Raw genomic sequence first — 13,909 nt, forward strand, 5'->3', positions numbered from 1 at the left:
GTTAAGATTGTGGCATGAAGATTGAATTAAATGCCACATTACGCGAACACAACACCTTTGGTTTTGATGTGTCTGCCCAATATTTGGTGCATTTGACCGAAGTTGTGGATGTGCCTGAATTGATTCAAAAAGCCCAAAAAGACAATGTCCCTTGGCAAATCTTTGGGGGTGGAAGTAATTTGGTGCTCGCTAAAGATTTGGCTGGCTATACCGGTTTGATGGAAATCAAAGGGCGCCAACTGTTAAAAGAAACTGCCACGCATTTTTATATTGAAGCGATGGCTGGTGAATCTTGGCATGAGTTGGTGTCTTGGTCTTTGGAAAATAACTATGAGGGGCTTGAGAATCTAGCCCTGATTCCAGGAACAGTGGGTGCAGCACCGATTCAAAATATTGGCGCTTATGGTTTGGAGTTGGCCCAAGTGTTTGATAGTCTTTGCGCGTTTGATACTTTGAGCAATAAGTTCATCAAGCTATCTAAAGAGCAATGTGATTTTTCATATAGAAACAGTGTTTTTAAAAAGCAGCCGGGACGCTATGTAGTTGTTTCAGTTTGTTTTGCACTTCCCAAAGAATGGAAGGCCAATCTTTCTTATGCAGAGTTGAATAAAGCTTTTCAAGATCAAGCAAAGGTTTGCGCCAAAGATATCTTTGAAAAAGTTTGCTCGATTCGTCAAGCGAAGTTACCAGACCCTCAAGTGATTGGTAACGCAGGTAGTTTTTTCCATAACCCTGTTGTGGGTTATCAGCAGCATCTTGAATTAAAGAAGCAATTCCCATTGATGGTGAGCTACCCAACTGATGCAAGTAATCTTGAAGGTGATTGGAAATTAGCTGCGGGCTGGTTGATTGATCAGTGCGGCTTCAAAGGTCAGCGTCAGGGCCATGTGGGTGTGTATGAAAAGCAAGCTTTAGTCTTAGTCAATCATGGTGCTGGCACGGGACTTGAATTACTTGGCTTGGCTGATGCGATCAAACAAAAAGTTAAAGAAACATTTGGTGTTTCTTTAACGATTGAGCCAATCATTTATTAATGATCTAAGATCTTGTTACTAAGTGCTAGATTGAAAAATCTGTTGATCAGAAAAAGATTTTGATGATTAAAGCAGCAGTAGCCACAGCGGTAGCGTGACTGCAGCAGCAATCGTCATGATTGAAATGCACACTGCCACCAAAGCTCCATCTCCACCCATCCGATTAGCTAAAACATAAGCTGTTGTGGCAGTTGGCATCGCAGCAAATAGCACTACACTGTTCAATTGCCCTTGAGACAAGCCCATGTAGCGACCCAGAATAATTGCCACAGCTGGCATGGCCAATAATTTAATCGCACTCCAATAAGCAATCAGAGCCCCATCTTTTTTGCTCTGAATCCACATCAAGCCTGATCCAACGGTGAGAAGGCCCAAGCCAATCGATGCCGCTCCTAGGCGCGACATGCTAAGAGCGATGGGTTCTGGCAGTTTTAAGCCTAGAACGTTGCTGATCAATCCCAAAGTGGTTGCGATGATCAAAGGGTTCTTTAAGAGCTCTTTGAAAATGTGAGATTCAGAATTTTTCGCCAAGGCCCAAACGGCAAAACCATTCGCGACTGGTACAAAGCATCCAGTGGTGATCGCCATCAATGCCACACCCTCTTCGCCAGCTAAGCGACCAGCCGCAGCAAAGGCGATGTAAGAGTTAAAACGAAACGCTGTTTGAAAACCTGATGACCAACTCATGGAAGATGGTTTGAAAATCCATTTAGCTGCAAAGCTAAGACCCATGGCGCTGAAAAAAGCCACAGCAGCAACCAACAACATATTGCTGGTACCGCCCCAATCAAAATAGGTTTGATTGATGGAGTGGAATAAAAGGGCAGGGAAAAGCACGTAATAAACCAGCTTTTCAACACTCTCCCAGACTGTTTTGTCTAAAACTGTGTAGCGCACCAGCAAGAAACCCAGCAAAATGAGCAGGAAGTCTGGAAGCAGTAAAAATGCAGGATTCACAGTGTCTCTTTTAGAATAAAAGCTCAATGGTAGTCAAAAAAACAACTTCTGGCAGAAAAACTGATATTGATCAGCAATTTCAGGATGATGCCCCTATGAGTAAAGTCTTGATCAGGAGCATGGAAGCTGTTGATATCTTCTGTGATGCTTGTTGGCTTGAAGATGGCTTATCTAAAAATACATTGAGTGCTTACCGACAAGATTTGAATATTTTTTCTAAATGGTTAGATGTTGATCGCCAAAAGTTTATTTACGATGCCAACGCGGCAGATGTGATGGCCTACATTGCTCATAGACGATCAGACAAAGCCACCACGGCCAATCGTCGTTTGACTGTCTTAAGACGTTTTTATCGTTTGGGTATTCGCAAGAATTTAATCAAGGCAGATCCCTGCCTTAATTTAAGAGCAGCAAAACAAGCGCCACGTTTTCCGAAAACACTCAGTGAGTCGCAGGTTGAATCTTTATTGGCCGCACCTGATTTAAATACAGCCTTGGGGGTTCGCGACAGAACCATGCTCGAGTTGATGTATGCCAGTGGTTTGCGTGTCTCAGAAATAGTTTCTTTGAAAACCATTGAAGTTGGTTTGAATGAAGGTGTTGTGCGTGTGGTCAGCGGCAAGGGTGGTAAAGAGAGATTGGTGCCTTTTGGGATGGAAGCTGCCACATGGTTAAAGCGCTATCTTGATGAATCAAGACCACAGCTTCTCAGCGCATCCAAACAAAACTCTTCAAGTCAGTATTTATTTTTAGCTCGTCATACTGGTGATGGTATGACGCGCCAAGCTTTTTGGCACATCATCAAGCGCTATGCCACGATTGCTAATGTCAATGTGCCTTTGTCACCACACACGCTGCGTCATGCCTTTGCCACTCATTTATTGAACCATGGGGCTGATTTGAGGGTGGTGCAATTATTATTAGGTCATGCAGATATTTCAACGACTCAGATTTACACTCACGTGGCACGTGAACGTTTAAAAAGTATTCATCAACAGCATCATCCAAGGGCAAGCATATGAACCAATTCATGTTCAGTGGTTTAGTGGTTTTAATGGCGTATTTGATCGGTTCCATTTCTTTTGCAGTGGTTATTAGCAAGCTCATGGGCTTGCCTGATCCGCACAGTTATGGCTCTGGTAATCCAGGGGCCACCAATGTATTGAGAACAGGTAGCAAGGCTGCGGCTGTGCTAACTCTTTTGGGTGATGCCGCCAAAGGATATATTGCTGTCATTCTTGCCAGAGCTTTGGTGGGGGTGGATATTGATTCTTGGGTCTTACCAGCTGTGGCCGTCGCAGCATTTATAGGCCATCTATTCCCAGTGTTTCATGGTTTCAAAGGTGGCAAGGGAGTTGCCACAGCCTTGGGTATTCTTCTGGCCATTAATTGGGTATTGGGACTCGCAACTCTATCAACTTGGTTGATCGTGGCAGTTTTCTTAAGATACTCATCTTTGGCAGCTTTGATCTCTGCTTTGTTTGCCCCAGTTTATTTTGTTTTCTTATTTGGCATTCAGCCAATGGCCATGGCTATTTTGTTGATGAGTGCTTTATTGATTTGGCGTCATCGCTCAAACATTGCAAATTTACTGAATGGCACTGAGGGTCGTTTGGGTAAGAAGAAGTAACAAAGTAGTAACAGTTAACAATGCATTAAAAAAGCCACTTAGTTGTCTAAGTGGCTTTTTGTTTACGAGCTTTGGTTCAGCTGTTTTGATTTTAATTATTTAATGATCAAAACTGGTTGCTTAGATTGAGCCAATACTTGAGATGTCACTGAGCCCATCACAAGACTCATCAAAGAGCTGCGACCATGAGAACCCATCACAATCATTTCTGCTTTGGCTGTTTTAGTTTCAGCGAGGATGGTGTCAGCAACGTGACCAATTTTTTGAACTAATTTATAAGGTACTTTTGCCTTATCTAATTTCGCTGTTGCTGCTTTGATCGCGGCTTTGCTCTGATCGGCGTACCAATCAGCGATATTTTTTTTGGAAATATATTGAGTAACTTCAGGTGGGATGACGTTTGGTTCAACGTGCAAAACGATCAAACCAGATCCTTTGCCTGAAAACATTGATGCATTTTGAATCAAATAATCAATTGCTTTGATGCTGTGCTTTGAGCCGTCAATCGATACAAGAACTTTCATTGAATCTCCTTTAGTTACTTTATTAACATTTCTACTATTCAATATTAAGCCATATTTATTCAATCTAATCAAAAGATTTGATTTTGATGCGGCTGATTCTTTTGGAGGCTTCTTTATTGAAAAACTTGATTAAATCAATGCATCTTTGACTGCGTATTGCTTGAGAGTTTCAAGGTCAACGTATTCAAGGGCATTGATGTGCGTGCTTTCTAGTTGTATCAGAGGAGCGCAGTTGGCTTCAAGTGCTTCTCTCCAACGATTCAAACACAAGCACCATTGATCGCCTGCCACGAGGCCAGGAAATGCCCACTCTGGCCGAGGGGTAATCAAGTCATTGCCTCTTTGAAGGCTGAATTGCAAAAACTCATCGGTGACAACCGCGCACACCAAATGACTGCCTTTATCTTGAGCGTCTGTTTTGCAACAGCCATCTCTAAAAAATCCTGTGAGTGGATCAAATGAGCAGGGAACGATGGGTTCACCAAACACATTGAGGGTGACTTCTTGGGATGCGTGATTGTGAGCTTGCTTCTGTGTCATGAAATTCAATCAATGTGTTAACAATGACACCAGTGTATTGGTTTTATTTTATTTGCGTGGTTACTCACTAATTTCACTGAAAGCCCCTAAAAGCGAAGGCCCTTAATAAAGATTACACTGATTTACATGAGTTCATCATCCCACTCTTCTGCCAATGCACCCATTCATTCACTGAAGCCATTCACGCTTTTTTATGATGGTGCTTGCCCTTTGTGTTTGGCAGAGATCACTTTTTTAAAGTCACGCAATCAAGCTGGCTTATTGAGCTTTGTGGATATTAATTCCGCGAACTATGATCCCCAAGCGGTGGGTGTATCTTGCAAAGAAGCTTTAGCCAAGATGTATGGCCAAGTAGAAGGTGAGACCCCAATCAATGGCGTGGCTGTTTTTGGTGAGGCTTATCGCAGGGCTGATTTGAAAATATTGGCCTGGATTTTTACGAGACCTTGGATGATGCCCATCCTAAAACCCAGTTATTGGTTCTTTGCCAAGTATCGGCACGGCATTTCTTCTTTATTAGGTCCATGCCTTTTGAGGTTTGTTAGAAAACGCTACCCAACTATTGACTAGTAATAATAAAAAAGCCCCATCAAACTGATGAGGCTTTTTGTATTCTGGTGGGTCGGGCGAGATTCGAACTCGCGACCAACGGATTAAAAGAAGACCAATCCGTTGGGTAGGTTTTTAGAACCCTATTCCTATTGGCTTTAAAGGGAGGTATACTAAAACCACTAAAGTAACCACTAAAGTCGTTCGAGTCCTATTTTGACTACCAAACCGAAAAAACCTATAAAAATCAAACCTAAAGGTAGTGGAGCTATTCCCGTACCCGATACGGTGGAGACGGTTCCTGGTTATCCAACCAAACTCAAATTCTTTAAGGTTTATTGTTCTCGGTACTATTGGTCCCGTGTTTACATCAACGGATCCTACAAAGTCCGTAGTCTGAAAACTGAAAGTCGTAAAGAAGCGATTAATTTGGCTAAAAAGTTCTATGAGGACTCGTTGGTGGGTGTTCGTACAGGTCAATCAAAGGCTCCCAAGAGTCGTACCTTCAGTAATATCGGAATAGCTTATTTGGAGTCCATTAATACGGCTGGAAATCGGGTATACAAAGACGATTCAAATAGGTTCAAAAAAGAACTGATTCCTCATTTTGGTGAAAAGGATATTGGTGAGGTTACAAATTCAGATATTTCTGACCTCATTAAGAAACTTCAAAACCGTGGACTATCACCAGCTACAGTCAATCACTACATCATCGTTCTAAGAAAAATCCTAAAATTTGCTTCTGATAACCGATTAATTCAGTCGATTCCGAATTTCCCAAGAATTAAGGGGAAAACTACATCGGTCACTAAGAGGGATTATTTCGATCAAAAAGAATATAAGACTCTCACGGATACAGTCGATAAGTTAGTTAAGAAAAAAGAAAAGGTTCGTGGGGTATTGATTACTGAAGAAATGAGATATTTGATTCAGTTCATGGTGAATACATTCATTAGACCGAGTGACCTTCGTGTTCTGAAACATCAACACATTAAGGTAATGATTAATCCTGACGAGCCTGATCCAAGATATAACAAATACCTTTTGTTAAGTCATCCAGCCACCAAGACTACAGATCAAGAGGTGGTGAGTATGTATGGAGCTGAAGGGGTTTATAAAAAGTTGGCTGATTACCAAAAGAAGAGAGGGTACGATAAAAATACAGACTATCTTTTTTTACCTGAATACAAGAATAGAAATACGATGATGAATATTCTGAGTCGGTTATTCAGAAAAATTGTTGAAGAGGCTGGAATCACTGGGGAGGGTGAAAAGCACACCCTCTATTCATTACGACATTCAGCCATTATGTTTAGATTACAGTTAGGTAATGTCAACACTTTACAACTAGCCAAAAACGCTCGTACATCACAAGCTATGATCGAGAAACATTACGCTTCCCGACTTACAAATTTAATGGGTCTTAAAGAGTTACATAGTTTTAAGTCAGTTCAAGAGGCTGATAAACCAGAAAAGTTAGGTAAGACAAATAAAGTGACTAAAGGTAGTAAATCTAAATCACCACCACAGTAGCTTTACTGTTTGGGCTCTGTGAAACGGTAAACGATTGGCTCGGGGATTTTTTGATCAAATCGATCAGCTTGTCTTTTGATATTGACATTCCTGTTTTCTGAACCTGTTTGGCTAATTGATCCGACATTCTTATCTTCCTTTTGCTTTTTCTTCTTATTAAATTCGACCCACTCTAAAAATCCCATCATCAGTAGAGCTCCTTTCTGACTTTAGAAAAGCCCTCTGGATTATTGAAATGCTCGTTATAGAAGCGTTTTAAAGCGTATCGAATGATTTCACTTCGGTTATGACCGAGTCGTTCACATAAAGAATCGAATCTCTTAACAAAATCTTCTGTAGTTCTTATCCCTAAAATTTGATTTCTATTTAAGACCTTTGACAAAGCCCCTCCTTGAGTTTTTGATGGTAATTCTATTTAGCTAATTTTTTACGTAAGTAATTCCGTCAAATAAATAAATGACAGGAGGAATTATGAAAAACAAGTTATTAGCTCAAGGAAAGATGTTTCGTCTATCTACGACACTTATATCTAAGGTGGAATTCAAAGAACTAATCAAAACTGGTCGAACAGGTGAACTGTACGATAGTCTTAAAACAACAAGGAACAACGAGAGCGACCTCTACGGGTTCTATCAGGTCGAAGGAAAGCCCTTGTTTGAAATAAAGGTGAACGAAGCTCCAATCGGTCTTAAAAAGGCTCTATTCACGAACTATGAAAGAACATATCTTCCAGTAATAGGCTCATCTAAGAAAAAGACGGGTACAGAAGAATTCTTGTATGTCTCAGAGAGTGGATTTAAGAACGGAAATTCAGAATTAGAGTTTGATGGTGACTTTGAGTCTAGAGAGCTTAAGTTCGAGTACAAAAGATATGGATTATTTAATGGAACTATCTTTACGATCATTAACCCAATCTATAAATATCAGTACTTTAACTACCTTTGGAATTGGTCCAGCTTCAGTTCAGACTACATCATCAGTACCAAAGGAAAACTTCATAGGCTAAATTGATTTACCTTTTAGAAGATATTTGACCCAGTCGATGGTGTGATCAGGTTTTACTTTTTCAACAAGAATCGATTGAATGGTATTAATAGAGTAAATATCTTTTTTAAGTCTTTTCTGTAAGTCATTACTATCAATAGACCAAAAACGATGAGACTGTGATTTTCTAATCGGTATTAAAGAGTGTATGTGATGTGGTTTATGTGAACGTGAAACTCTAAAAAATGAAGAATCATCTTTCTCGTAATAGAAAAATTCTTCAAAAGGAATGGCTAGTTCTTGGTTCTTCTGATTCGGTTCGATTACTCGTCTAACTTTATGAAGAACCCTAGTTTTATATTCTGAGCTCCATTTATTTGGTCTAGCTACTTTTCCACCAGACTTAAAAACTACAGTCATAGTAAATAGTTCCCATTCATGATTTTTAGATTCGAACCAATCAGACCAAGCTTTAGTTAGTTCATTTTTAGTAGGGTAAATTCGTTTCCACGGTTCTAAGTATTCAGATTTCATTCAATTCTTTCTATTTCAGTATTTTTAGATAAAGAAAGGTCATACCCCTTCTCGAAGTGGTTCTTAACTTTCAAGTTGTAAAGTGAGCTTCAGACTAGGGGATCATGTCCATCTATTAGTTCAAAACTCACTAAGGTATAACGACCGTAAAACTATTTATAAAAAAATTAATGTAGGTTTTCGTATCCTGGGTCATATGGAAGTTCATCTACAGAAAAAACCATATGTTCGAAAATAAACATCGAGGAAGGTAGCCTTCCTTTTTGGGTATCTTCAAGAAGTTCTTCATAAGCTAATCGATACGATTCGGAAAGAGGCTTTCCATCAAGTACAAAGTCATGAAGAAACTCGACTAATAATTTTTCATAATGGTCTCTCTTGGTTTTTATCTCACTTAAAAACCTGTGTTTCCGTTCAAATTCTTCCTGTTCGTAATCTGAACTGAAGTATTCACTTAAATTTCCCATGTTATTAATCCTATAAGTTAAATTTATTAAAAATATGATTTAAAACAATGATTTACATCGTTTAATTCATACCTCCATTATTTCAGAAAAGTGAATTAAAGCCGATTGTTGGATTAATTAAGATATTTAAAGTGTTATGAAAATTTGTTATATTTTGGGTATGAAAACGAATAAAAATTCCATCCAAAGAAACTTCCCCTATCAACACCCCACATTTGGTCGTGTAACCAAGATAAAACACCCGGATTCTTGGAAAAAAACGGTCTATTACTGGTGGTGGAGTTATTTAAAGAGAAATCAGGAGTATTTAAAGTGTTGTGAAGTTGGAGGAAAGGGAAAGCTCGATAAACTTTATCGGGACTTTGGTGATGTTCGATCTGACGATTTTCAGAAGTGGTGGTCTGAAGATGACCGTGGGGCTAATTTATTTTCGAACCCTGTAACTGAGTCTACTGTTCGTTTACTTGAAATTGGAGATGTCGTTACTGAAGAAAATCAACTAACTGTGAGCTTTCCACTTTCTCTTCCTAAAAGACACTTGAAGAAGAGATTGAACGATTTGTTAAAAAAGCACCATAAGGGTCAAAAGGGAGTTCAGCAAGCTAAGAAAAGTAAAGCTAAGTATCAATTTAAGGGTCAACCAAACCTCGAGGGTCTTGAGAGAGCTTTAAAGGTTTATGACCACCTTGAAGAGCTAAAGTTAAGGGGAGTAAAGAAGCCTCAATGGAAGGTGGCTATGGATTTAGATATTCTGAGAGATGAAGATCGACTAAAGCCTAGTGATTCACCAAAAGAGGCTGAAGCAAAGCGAAGAGTGATTACAGCTATTGTTGGAAGACTGAAGAGAAAAGCGAGTGATTCGGTAAGAAATACGAGTAAGGGTTTATTCCCTTAAAAGGATTAGATATGAATGATTTTAATTTTGAAGAAATTTCGAAGAAAAGTGATGAGGAATTGAAGAAGATATTAAGTTGGCTATCAATGGAGCCAATTATTAATGACCGTATTCAACATCGAGCTATTATTCAAGCGATGGTAATAAATCAAATACTTTTTCAAAGACACATTGATGGTGTTGAGAAAAGGGCTCGAACCGCACAAAGAGTATCCATTGGACTTGCTTTTTTAGCTTTGATTGTTTCAATCATATCAATTACATTCTCATAGTCTAGAGAAGACTATCCTTAAAAATAATTAACTTTAAGAGAGATTTATATGTCTGATTTTCTTATTCTTGTATTAGTTTTATTCATCATTTGGTTTGGTGTGGGTGTGATGAGAAAGCGTCTTTATTACGGTGAAGTTGAGGCTGTTATGAAGTCCAGAGGCTACCTACCAGAATCATTGATTCTGTTGATGGGTACGAGAGAGTATTGGCGTGCTCTTGAAGAATGTCGTAAGCGTGGAATGAAAAGTCACGAAGCTGCTTATAGTATTACGAGTTATTTTGATAAAAAAACTGAAGGTATTTCTCAATCATTAGACGGAATACTGTAGTTTCATATCATCAATAATGATGATATTTAAATAATCAATAATTTATTGATTATTAATACGGTTGTAGGAATCGATAAAGCCAAGCATGTTGAATGTTAGTAGAGAATTAATTTCAACATCAAAATTTATCAAAAAATGAACTTCATGGTTTTTTTCTAAAAGATCTGTTAAATCTTTTTCTGAATTAATTTTTAAAATAGTCTCACCTTCATGTTTGACACAAGTGGTCCGTATTCTTTTACTAACACCAGAAGTTTGAATTAACCAACCATCGATAACTTTGGTTGTGTCACAAATAACCGAAGGAGTAATGTAGTACATACACCCGTTATTACACACGTAACCAAACTCATAATTATGTTCATTCAATGTGTGAATATTTTTGTATGACTTACCTTCAACATAAATCCAGTAACCATAGGGTGTACGCTCTTTAGCTTCAATAGGGTATGAAGTAACTAAAAGTAAAAAAAATAAAATAAAACCAGTGATACTAATGTTCATCAGCCCAATCTAGCTGACGATTAAATTGTTTTCACTAAAAATTAGTGAAAAACTTTTTCACAATTTTGTTTTGATTTATCAATTTCTTTTAAATATAGTTTCTATAAATTATATTAAGAATGTCTCAGTGAATAGTTTTAGATTTCTTCAGTTCCTGAATGAGAGTGTAAGACAGCTACCAGTTAGTTCGTCCTTGATACCACTATTTGTGATTTGTATCACTCTTCATCACGATGAGACTGGTGATGATTTAACTCTGAAAACACTCTACTCTCGACTTTATATGTATAGCGATGTGGGAGTGAAAAATCACTTATCTAAGCTTAAGCTCAAGGGGTGGATTCAAATCAAGCCATCTAATTCTGATGGACGTGTTAAGTGTATTGTTGGGACAAAAAGATTACACGCTGCTTTTAATAAAGTAACAAAAGCTTTTATTAATAATCATTCTTTAAAGTAAACAACGCTACAGCGAGTCGAACGATCGTAAAAGACGCCCGAAAGCAGGTCTTACGTTTTCACGGCTAAGTTGTTGTCTTTAATTCAAAAAATTCCAATAATTCCTCCCGTTCATCTAATGGGAGAGGTTAATGTCTACTTACTACGGTTACATCAGGGTCTCAACCCTACAACAGGCTAATGATGGTGATAGCTTGGAAACCCAGCTCAAACAAATCAATTCGTACGCTTCTCTGAAGGGTTACGACATTCCCCAAGAGAACTTCATCACCGAGAGAGGTGTCAGTGGAAGCGTTGAGTTTGAAAAGCGTCCAGAGGGTCTAAAGCTCTTCGAGAAGCTCGAAACAGGTGATGTCTTAATCTTCTCTAAACTCGATAGGGCTTTTCGTAATACAAGAAATGCGTTGAACACACTTCATGAGTTAAAACTTCGTGGAGTTTCAGTTCACTTCATCGATTTAGGTGGTGATGTGACTAATGACGGTATTGGTTCAGTGATATTTACGATTCTGTCAGCTTTTGCTACTTTTGAAAGAGAGAGAATAGCTACACGTATTCGTGAGGTGAAACAAGTACAGAAGGCTGATGGAAAATTCCTCGGTGGATTTACTCGTTTCGGTTACAGGGTTGTTGAAGATAGACTTGAGAAGGATCTTGAACAACAAAAAATAATTAAAGAAATGAGAGATATGAAAAGACGAGGTATGAGTCTTAGAAGAATATCAAGTTGGTTAAATAAAACTCATTCAGTAAAAATGTCTCACTCAACTGTATCGACGTATTTTTGAGATTGAATTAATAAACGAGTTATATGTCTATTGACTTTGGTGTCTGAAATGAAAAAAGCACTTAAGTTTTCACTTTAGTGCTTTTTTGGTTGGCTCCCGTAAGAGCCTTGTACTGGTGGGTCGGGCGAGATTCGAACTCGCGACCAACGGATTAAAAGAAAAAATACACTAAAAAAACCTATATAAATCAACATTTAAATTCTGGTGTGTATCAAAGTGTGTAGTTAGCTTCTTGTTTTAATTGGTTTGTATTGAGCAAATACATAGACTAACTTAGTATGAATAAATCCTAATTTATTTGGAGTAATAAATGGCAACTCGTCGCTTATTCAAAACTGTTCCCAAATTTACAGCATATGAAGTTAAGCTGGCTGAGCTTTGTGCTATGGACTTATGGAGTGGCATTGATTACGAAACAGGCGAGGAGATGGAAGTTAGTGATGAAGAGTTTCTTGCTGATTTTGCTATTCCGTTTCAGTTGTTGAGAAAAAATCCAAAAACTAATAATCAAATAACTGAATTTTCAATAAGAAGGTTGATTAGGGTAGGAAAGATAAAAGCCGCATATCGTTCACAAGAGCCTACAAACTTTCAATCAGGCATTAAGACGATAGTGAAGAAAGTAATCCCTGTTTATGATGGGTGGCGAAATAAAACATTGAAGTTAACGCCAATTGGTTATGGAGAAAGAGTGACACTTGATTTAGGTGCTGGATTTGTTACTAATTCAAAGCCTTCGTTAAATGGAAATTATCGTATTGCTTTAGCTTCGCGTTTGTTGTTCTTTGCTGTACCAGATATGCTGTTGTTTAATTTTTCAAATGACTTGGCAGAGTCTATGTTATTTCAAAAGCGCCCACAAGCCGCAATACCCTACTTTATGGAAGCCTTACAGCAAGGACTTCTGGTTAATAGGACTTTATTCAATAAGCTTGAGTTGCCACCTTCTAAATTGCTTGGTACTGCTTTATGGAAGAGAATTAAGAAATTTAATTGGTGGCAAAGAAGAGTTTTGGATTTAGCCTTAATGCTACACTTTGGAGTTGTAACGGCTCGTCCAGCGTTAAGGACAAAAGCAAGAAGACTTACGGCTAAACCTAAAAAAGCAAAGATTTAATTAAGCTAGCTCAACAGCTTTACGCTTCATATCATCGTTTACATCTATGTAAGCCTGCGTTGTACTGATGTTCTTATGTCCAGCTAAGCTCATCAGTACACGCACCCCAACTCCTTTAGTAGCTAAGTTAGTAATAAAAGTGCGTCTGCCACTATGTGAGCTGGCACCATCAACCCCAGCTCGTTTATACAAGTAGTGGAAGAACTGGGTAAGTGTATTTGCTGTAAAGCCATCACTAGTGCGCTTTTGACTGTAAAAGAACTTAAGTGCTGGATTGGTATTGGAGGCACTCATTAAGCGTGTATATAGCTCCAACTCCTTGCGTAGCTTATCGCTAACAAATACAACCCTCGCTTCATTGCCTTTTGTTTGCTCTGCGGACAAGCGTATCTCGTTGCGTATATTGCCTTCTGCGTCTAATACATCGCTATTACGCAAACTAGCCACTTCACCTACACGCATACCACTTAAGTGCGTAGTCATTAGTAGCGCACGATTGCGTACGCTGTGCTTGCGTGTTGCTGTGTAATCTAAAACTCTGCGTAGTTCTTGTTGTGTAAGTGTTTTTGCTTGCTTTGACATAGTTTCTACCTCGTATGTAGTGTTTTGTATGTCATTAGTATGTTTTCTTTGTTTATCTATTCCTACCTCTTTTTGCTTGTACGCTGTCATTAAATAAAACCCCCAATATTCAAGTGGTTGCGTCATAAAGCTACGCAAATATAAGGAAATATGAATTTCCTTATATTGTTGTATTTATTGGTGTTGTGGCTTATTGACTACAGAATTGCG

20 protein-coding genes are annotated in these 13,909 nt (G+C 38.6%); 11 read left to right on the plus strand and 9 right to left on the minus strand.

What is annotated here, in order from left to right; genetic code table 11:
* Positions 1 to 14 precede the first annotated feature (14 nt).
* Positions 15 to 1,034: a UDP-N-acetylmuramate dehydrogenase gene (gene murB / locus GQ367_RS01705; RefSeq protein WP_215290945.1), complete on the plus strand. Its 1,020-nt coding sequence runs from the start codon at positions 15 to 17 to the stop codon at positions 1,032 to 1,034.
* Between the two features lie 66 nt (positions 1,035 to 1,100).
* On the opposite strand, the gene GQ367_RS01710 is transcribed toward murB, so the two are convergent.
* A complete protein-coding gene (locus tag GQ367_RS01710; RefSeq protein WP_215290947.1) occupies positions 1,101 to 1,991 on the minus strand; it encodes an AEC family transporter in 891 nt (296 codons plus the stop codon).
* Positions 1,992 to 2,017: 26 nt separating this feature from the next.
* Here GQ367_RS01710 and xerD point away from each other — a divergent pair, with 26 nt between their 5' ends.
* Positions 2,018 to 3,013, plus strand: coding sequence for a site-specific tyrosine recombinase XerD (gene xerD / locus GQ367_RS01715; protein WP_371818543.1), 996 nt, complete (start codon positions 2,018 to 2,020; stop codon positions 3,011 to 3,013).
* A complete protein-coding gene (gene plsY / locus GQ367_RS01720; protein WP_251370182.1) occupies positions 3,010 to 3,621 on the plus strand; it encodes a glycerol-3-phosphate 1-O-acyltransferase PlsY in 612 nt (203 codons plus the stop codon). The genes xerD and plsY overlap by 4 nt, the downstream gene beginning before the upstream one ends.
* Before the next feature lie 95 nt (positions 3,622 to 3,716).
* On the opposite strand, the gene GQ367_RS01725 is transcribed toward plsY, so the two are convergent.
* Together GQ367_RS01725 and GQ367_RS01730 are read right to left on the minus strand one after the other, a co-directional pair.
* The gene (locus tag GQ367_RS01725; RefSeq protein ID WP_215290949.1) at positions 3,717 to 4,145 is read right to left on the minus strand and encodes a universal stress protein; all 429 of its coding nucleotides are present in this window, start codon (positions 4,143 to 4,145) and stop codon (positions 3,717 to 3,719) included.
* Positions 4,146 to 4,274: 129 nt separating this feature from the next.
* On the minus strand, positions 4,275 to 4,685 hold the full coding sequence (locus tag GQ367_RS01730; protein WP_215290951.1) for a DUF2237 family protein: 411 nt from the start codon (positions 4,683 to 4,685) through the stop codon (positions 4,275 to 4,277).
* A gap of 126 nt (positions 4,686 to 4,811) precedes the next feature.
* On the opposite strand from GQ367_RS01730, the gene GQ367_RS01735 reads away from it, so the two are divergent.
* Both GQ367_RS01735 and GQ367_RS01740 read left to right on the plus strand, forming a co-directional pair.
* Positions 4,812 to 5,255, plus strand: a complete 444-nt coding sequence (locus GQ367_RS01735; RefSeq protein ID WP_215290953.1) for a thiol-disulfide oxidoreductase DCC family protein — start codon at positions 4,812 to 4,814, stop codon at positions 5,253 to 5,255.
* Positions 5,256 to 5,450: 195 nt separating this feature from the next.
* Entirely contained in the window at positions 5,451 to 6,767 is a 1,317-nt protein-coding gene (locus tag GQ367_RS01740) for a tyrosine-type recombinase/integrase (protein ID WP_215290955.1), read from the plus strand.
* Between the two features lie 2 nt (positions 6,768 to 6,769).
* On the opposite strand, the gene GQ367_RS01745 is transcribed toward GQ367_RS01740, so the two are convergent.
* Together GQ367_RS01745 and GQ367_RS08665 are read right to left on the minus strand one after the other, a co-directional pair.
* The gene (locus GQ367_RS01745) at positions 6,770 to 6,955 is read right to left on the minus strand and encodes a hypothetical protein (RefSeq protein WP_215290957.1); all 186 of its coding nucleotides are present in this window, start codon (positions 6,953 to 6,955) and stop codon (positions 6,770 to 6,772) included.
* Complete coding sequence (locus tag GQ367_RS08665; RefSeq protein ID WP_215290959.1) at positions 6,955 to 7,149, minus strand: ribbon-helix-helix domain-containing protein; 195 nt, start codon at positions 7,147 to 7,149, stop codon at positions 6,955 to 6,957. Before GQ367_RS08665 ends, GQ367_RS01745 begins: the two co-directional genes overlap by 1 nt.
* Before the next feature lie 74 nt (positions 7,150 to 7,223).
* On the opposite strand from GQ367_RS08665, the gene GQ367_RS01755 reads away from it, so the two are divergent.
* Complete coding sequence (locus GQ367_RS01755; protein ID WP_215290961.1) at positions 7,224 to 7,778, plus strand: hypothetical protein; 555 nt, start codon at positions 7,224 to 7,226, stop codon at positions 7,776 to 7,778.
* Here GQ367_RS01755 and GQ367_RS01760 read toward each other — a convergent pair.
* Together GQ367_RS01760 and GQ367_RS01765 are read right to left on the minus strand one after the other, a co-directional pair.
* On the minus strand, positions 7,770 to 8,285 hold the full coding sequence (locus GQ367_RS01760) for a hypothetical protein (protein ID WP_215290963.1): 516 nt from the start codon (positions 8,283 to 8,285) through the stop codon (positions 7,770 to 7,772). The two genes, GQ367_RS01755 and GQ367_RS01760, sit on opposite strands and share 9 nt — an antisense overlap.
* Before the next feature lie 167 nt (positions 8,286 to 8,452).
* The gene (locus tag GQ367_RS01765) at positions 8,453 to 8,752 is read right to left on the minus strand and encodes a hypothetical protein (RefSeq protein ID WP_215290965.1); all 300 of its coding nucleotides are present in this window, start codon (positions 8,750 to 8,752) and stop codon (positions 8,453 to 8,455) included.
* Positions 8,753 to 8,912: 160 nt separating this feature from the next.
* Here GQ367_RS01765 and GQ367_RS01770 point away from each other — a divergent pair, with 160 nt between their 5' ends.
* From GQ367_RS01770 to GQ367_RS01780, 3 genes are read left to right on the plus strand one after another with little or no spacing between them, the layout of a single operon-like run.
* Entirely contained in the window at positions 8,913 to 9,647 is a 735-nt protein-coding gene (locus tag GQ367_RS01770) for a hypothetical protein (RefSeq protein WP_215290967.1), read from the plus strand.
* Between the two features lie 11 nt (positions 9,648 to 9,658).
* Positions 9,659 to 9,919 carry a hypothetical protein gene (locus GQ367_RS01775; RefSeq protein WP_215290969.1) on the plus strand — a complete coding sequence of 87 codons (261 nt, stop codon included), beginning with the start codon at positions 9,659 to 9,661 and terminating at the stop codon, positions 9,917 to 9,919.
* A gap of 48 nt (positions 9,920 to 9,967) precedes the next feature.
* A complete protein-coding gene (locus tag GQ367_RS01780; protein ID WP_215290970.1) occupies positions 9,968 to 10,249 on the plus strand; it encodes a hypothetical protein in 282 nt (93 codons plus the stop codon).
* Between the two features lie 42 nt (positions 10,250 to 10,291).
* On the opposite strand, the gene GQ367_RS01785 is transcribed toward GQ367_RS01780, so the two are convergent.
* Complete coding sequence (locus GQ367_RS01785) at positions 10,292 to 10,753, minus strand: hypothetical protein (RefSeq protein ID WP_215290972.1); 462 nt, start codon at positions 10,751 to 10,753, stop codon at positions 10,292 to 10,294.
* 590 nt (positions 10,754 to 11,343) lie between these two features.
* On the opposite strand from GQ367_RS01785, the gene GQ367_RS01790 reads away from it, so the two are divergent.
* Together GQ367_RS01790 and GQ367_RS01795 are read left to right on the plus strand one after the other, a co-directional pair.
* The gene (locus GQ367_RS01790) at positions 11,344 to 12,000 is read left to right on the plus strand and encodes a recombinase family protein (protein WP_215290974.1); all 657 of its coding nucleotides are present in this window, start codon (positions 11,344 to 11,346) and stop codon (positions 11,998 to 12,000) included.
* A 310-nt stretch (positions 12,001 to 12,310) separates the two neighbouring features.
* Entirely contained in the window at positions 12,311 to 13,117 is an 807-nt protein-coding gene (locus GQ367_RS01795; RefSeq protein WP_215290976.1) for a hypothetical protein, read from the plus strand.
* On the opposite strand, the gene GQ367_RS01800 is transcribed toward GQ367_RS01795, so the two are convergent.
* Positions 13,118 to 13,699 carry a site-specific integrase gene (locus GQ367_RS01800; RefSeq protein ID WP_215291847.1) on the minus strand — a complete coding sequence of 194 codons (582 nt, stop codon included), beginning with the start codon at positions 13,697 to 13,699 and terminating at the stop codon, positions 13,118 to 13,120.
* Positions 13,700 to 13,909: the final 210 nt, after the last annotated feature.

This window comes from Polynucleobacter sp. MWH-CaK5, from assembly GCF_018687615.1.
Taxonomy (GTDB): domain Bacteria; phylum Pseudomonadota; class Gammaproteobacteria; order Burkholderiales; family Burkholderiaceae; genus Polynucleobacter.

What these genes read in the sequence shown, in the direction of transcription:
- GQ367_RS01730 (WP_215290951.1), bottom strand. Translation starts at nt 4,685, where the DNA reads ATGACACAGAAGCAAGCTCACAATCACGCATCCCAAGAAGTCACCCTC.
- GQ367_RS01780 (WP_215290970.1), top strand. Translation starts at nt 9,968, where the DNA reads ATGTCTGATTTTCTTATTCTTGTATTAGTTTTATTCATCATTTGGTTT.
- plsY (WP_251370182.1), top strand. Translation starts at nt 3,010, where the DNA reads ATGAACCAATTCATGTTCAGTGGTTTAGTGGTTTTAATGGCGTATTTG.
- GQ367_RS01800 (WP_215291847.1), bottom strand. Translation starts at nt 13,699, where the DNA reads ATGTCAAAGCAAGCAAAAACACTTACACAACAAGAACTACGCAGAGTT.
- GQ367_RS01745 (WP_215290957.1), bottom strand. Translation starts at nt 6,955, where the DNA reads ATGATGGGATTTTTAGAGTGGGTCGAATTTAATAAGAAGAAAAAGCAA.
- GQ367_RS01735 (WP_215290953.1), top strand. Translation starts at nt 4,812, where the DNA reads ATGAGTTCATCATCCCACTCTTCTGCCAATGCACCCATTCATTCACTG.
- GQ367_RS01770 (WP_215290967.1), top strand. Translation starts at nt 8,913, where the DNA reads ATGAAAACGAATAAAAATTCCATCCAAAGAAACTTCCCCTATCAACAC.
- GQ367_RS01790 (WP_215290974.1), top strand. Translation starts at nt 11,344, where the DNA reads ATGTCTACTTACTACGGTTACATCAGGGTCTCAACCCTACAACAGGCT.
- GQ367_RS01725 (WP_215290949.1), bottom strand. Translation starts at nt 4,145, where the DNA reads ATGAAAGTTCTTGTATCGATTGACGGCTCAAAGCACAGCATCAAAGCA.
- xerD (WP_371818543.1), top strand. Translation starts at nt 2,018, where the DNA reads ATGGTAGTCAAAAAAACAACTTCTGGCAGAAAAACTGATATTGATCAG.
- GQ367_RS01785 (WP_215290972.1), bottom strand. Translation starts at nt 10,753, where the DNA reads ATGAACATTAGTATCACTGGTTTTATTTTATTTTTTTTACTTTTAGTT.
- GQ367_RS01795 (WP_215290976.1), top strand. Translation starts at nt 12,311, where the DNA reads ATGGCAACTCGTCGCTTATTCAAAACTGTTCCCAAATTTACAGCATAT.
- GQ367_RS01760 (WP_215290963.1), bottom strand. Translation starts at nt 8,285, where the DNA reads ATGAAATCTGAATACTTAGAACCGTGGAAACGAATTTACCCTACTAAA.
- GQ367_RS01765 (WP_215290965.1), bottom strand. Translation starts at nt 8,752, where the DNA reads ATGGGAAATTTAAGTGAATACTTCAGTTCAGATTACGAACAGGAAGAA.
- GQ367_RS01775 (WP_215290969.1), top strand. Translation starts at nt 9,659, where the DNA reads ATGAATGATTTTAATTTTGAAGAAATTTCGAAGAAAAGTGATGAGGAA.
- murB (WP_215290945.1), top strand. Translation starts at nt 15, where the DNA reads ATGAAGATTGAATTAAATGCCACATTACGCGAACACAACACCTTTGGT.
- GQ367_RS01755 (WP_215290961.1), top strand. Translation starts at nt 7,224, where the DNA reads ATGACAGGAGGAATTATGAAAAACAAGTTATTAGCTCAAGGAAAGATG.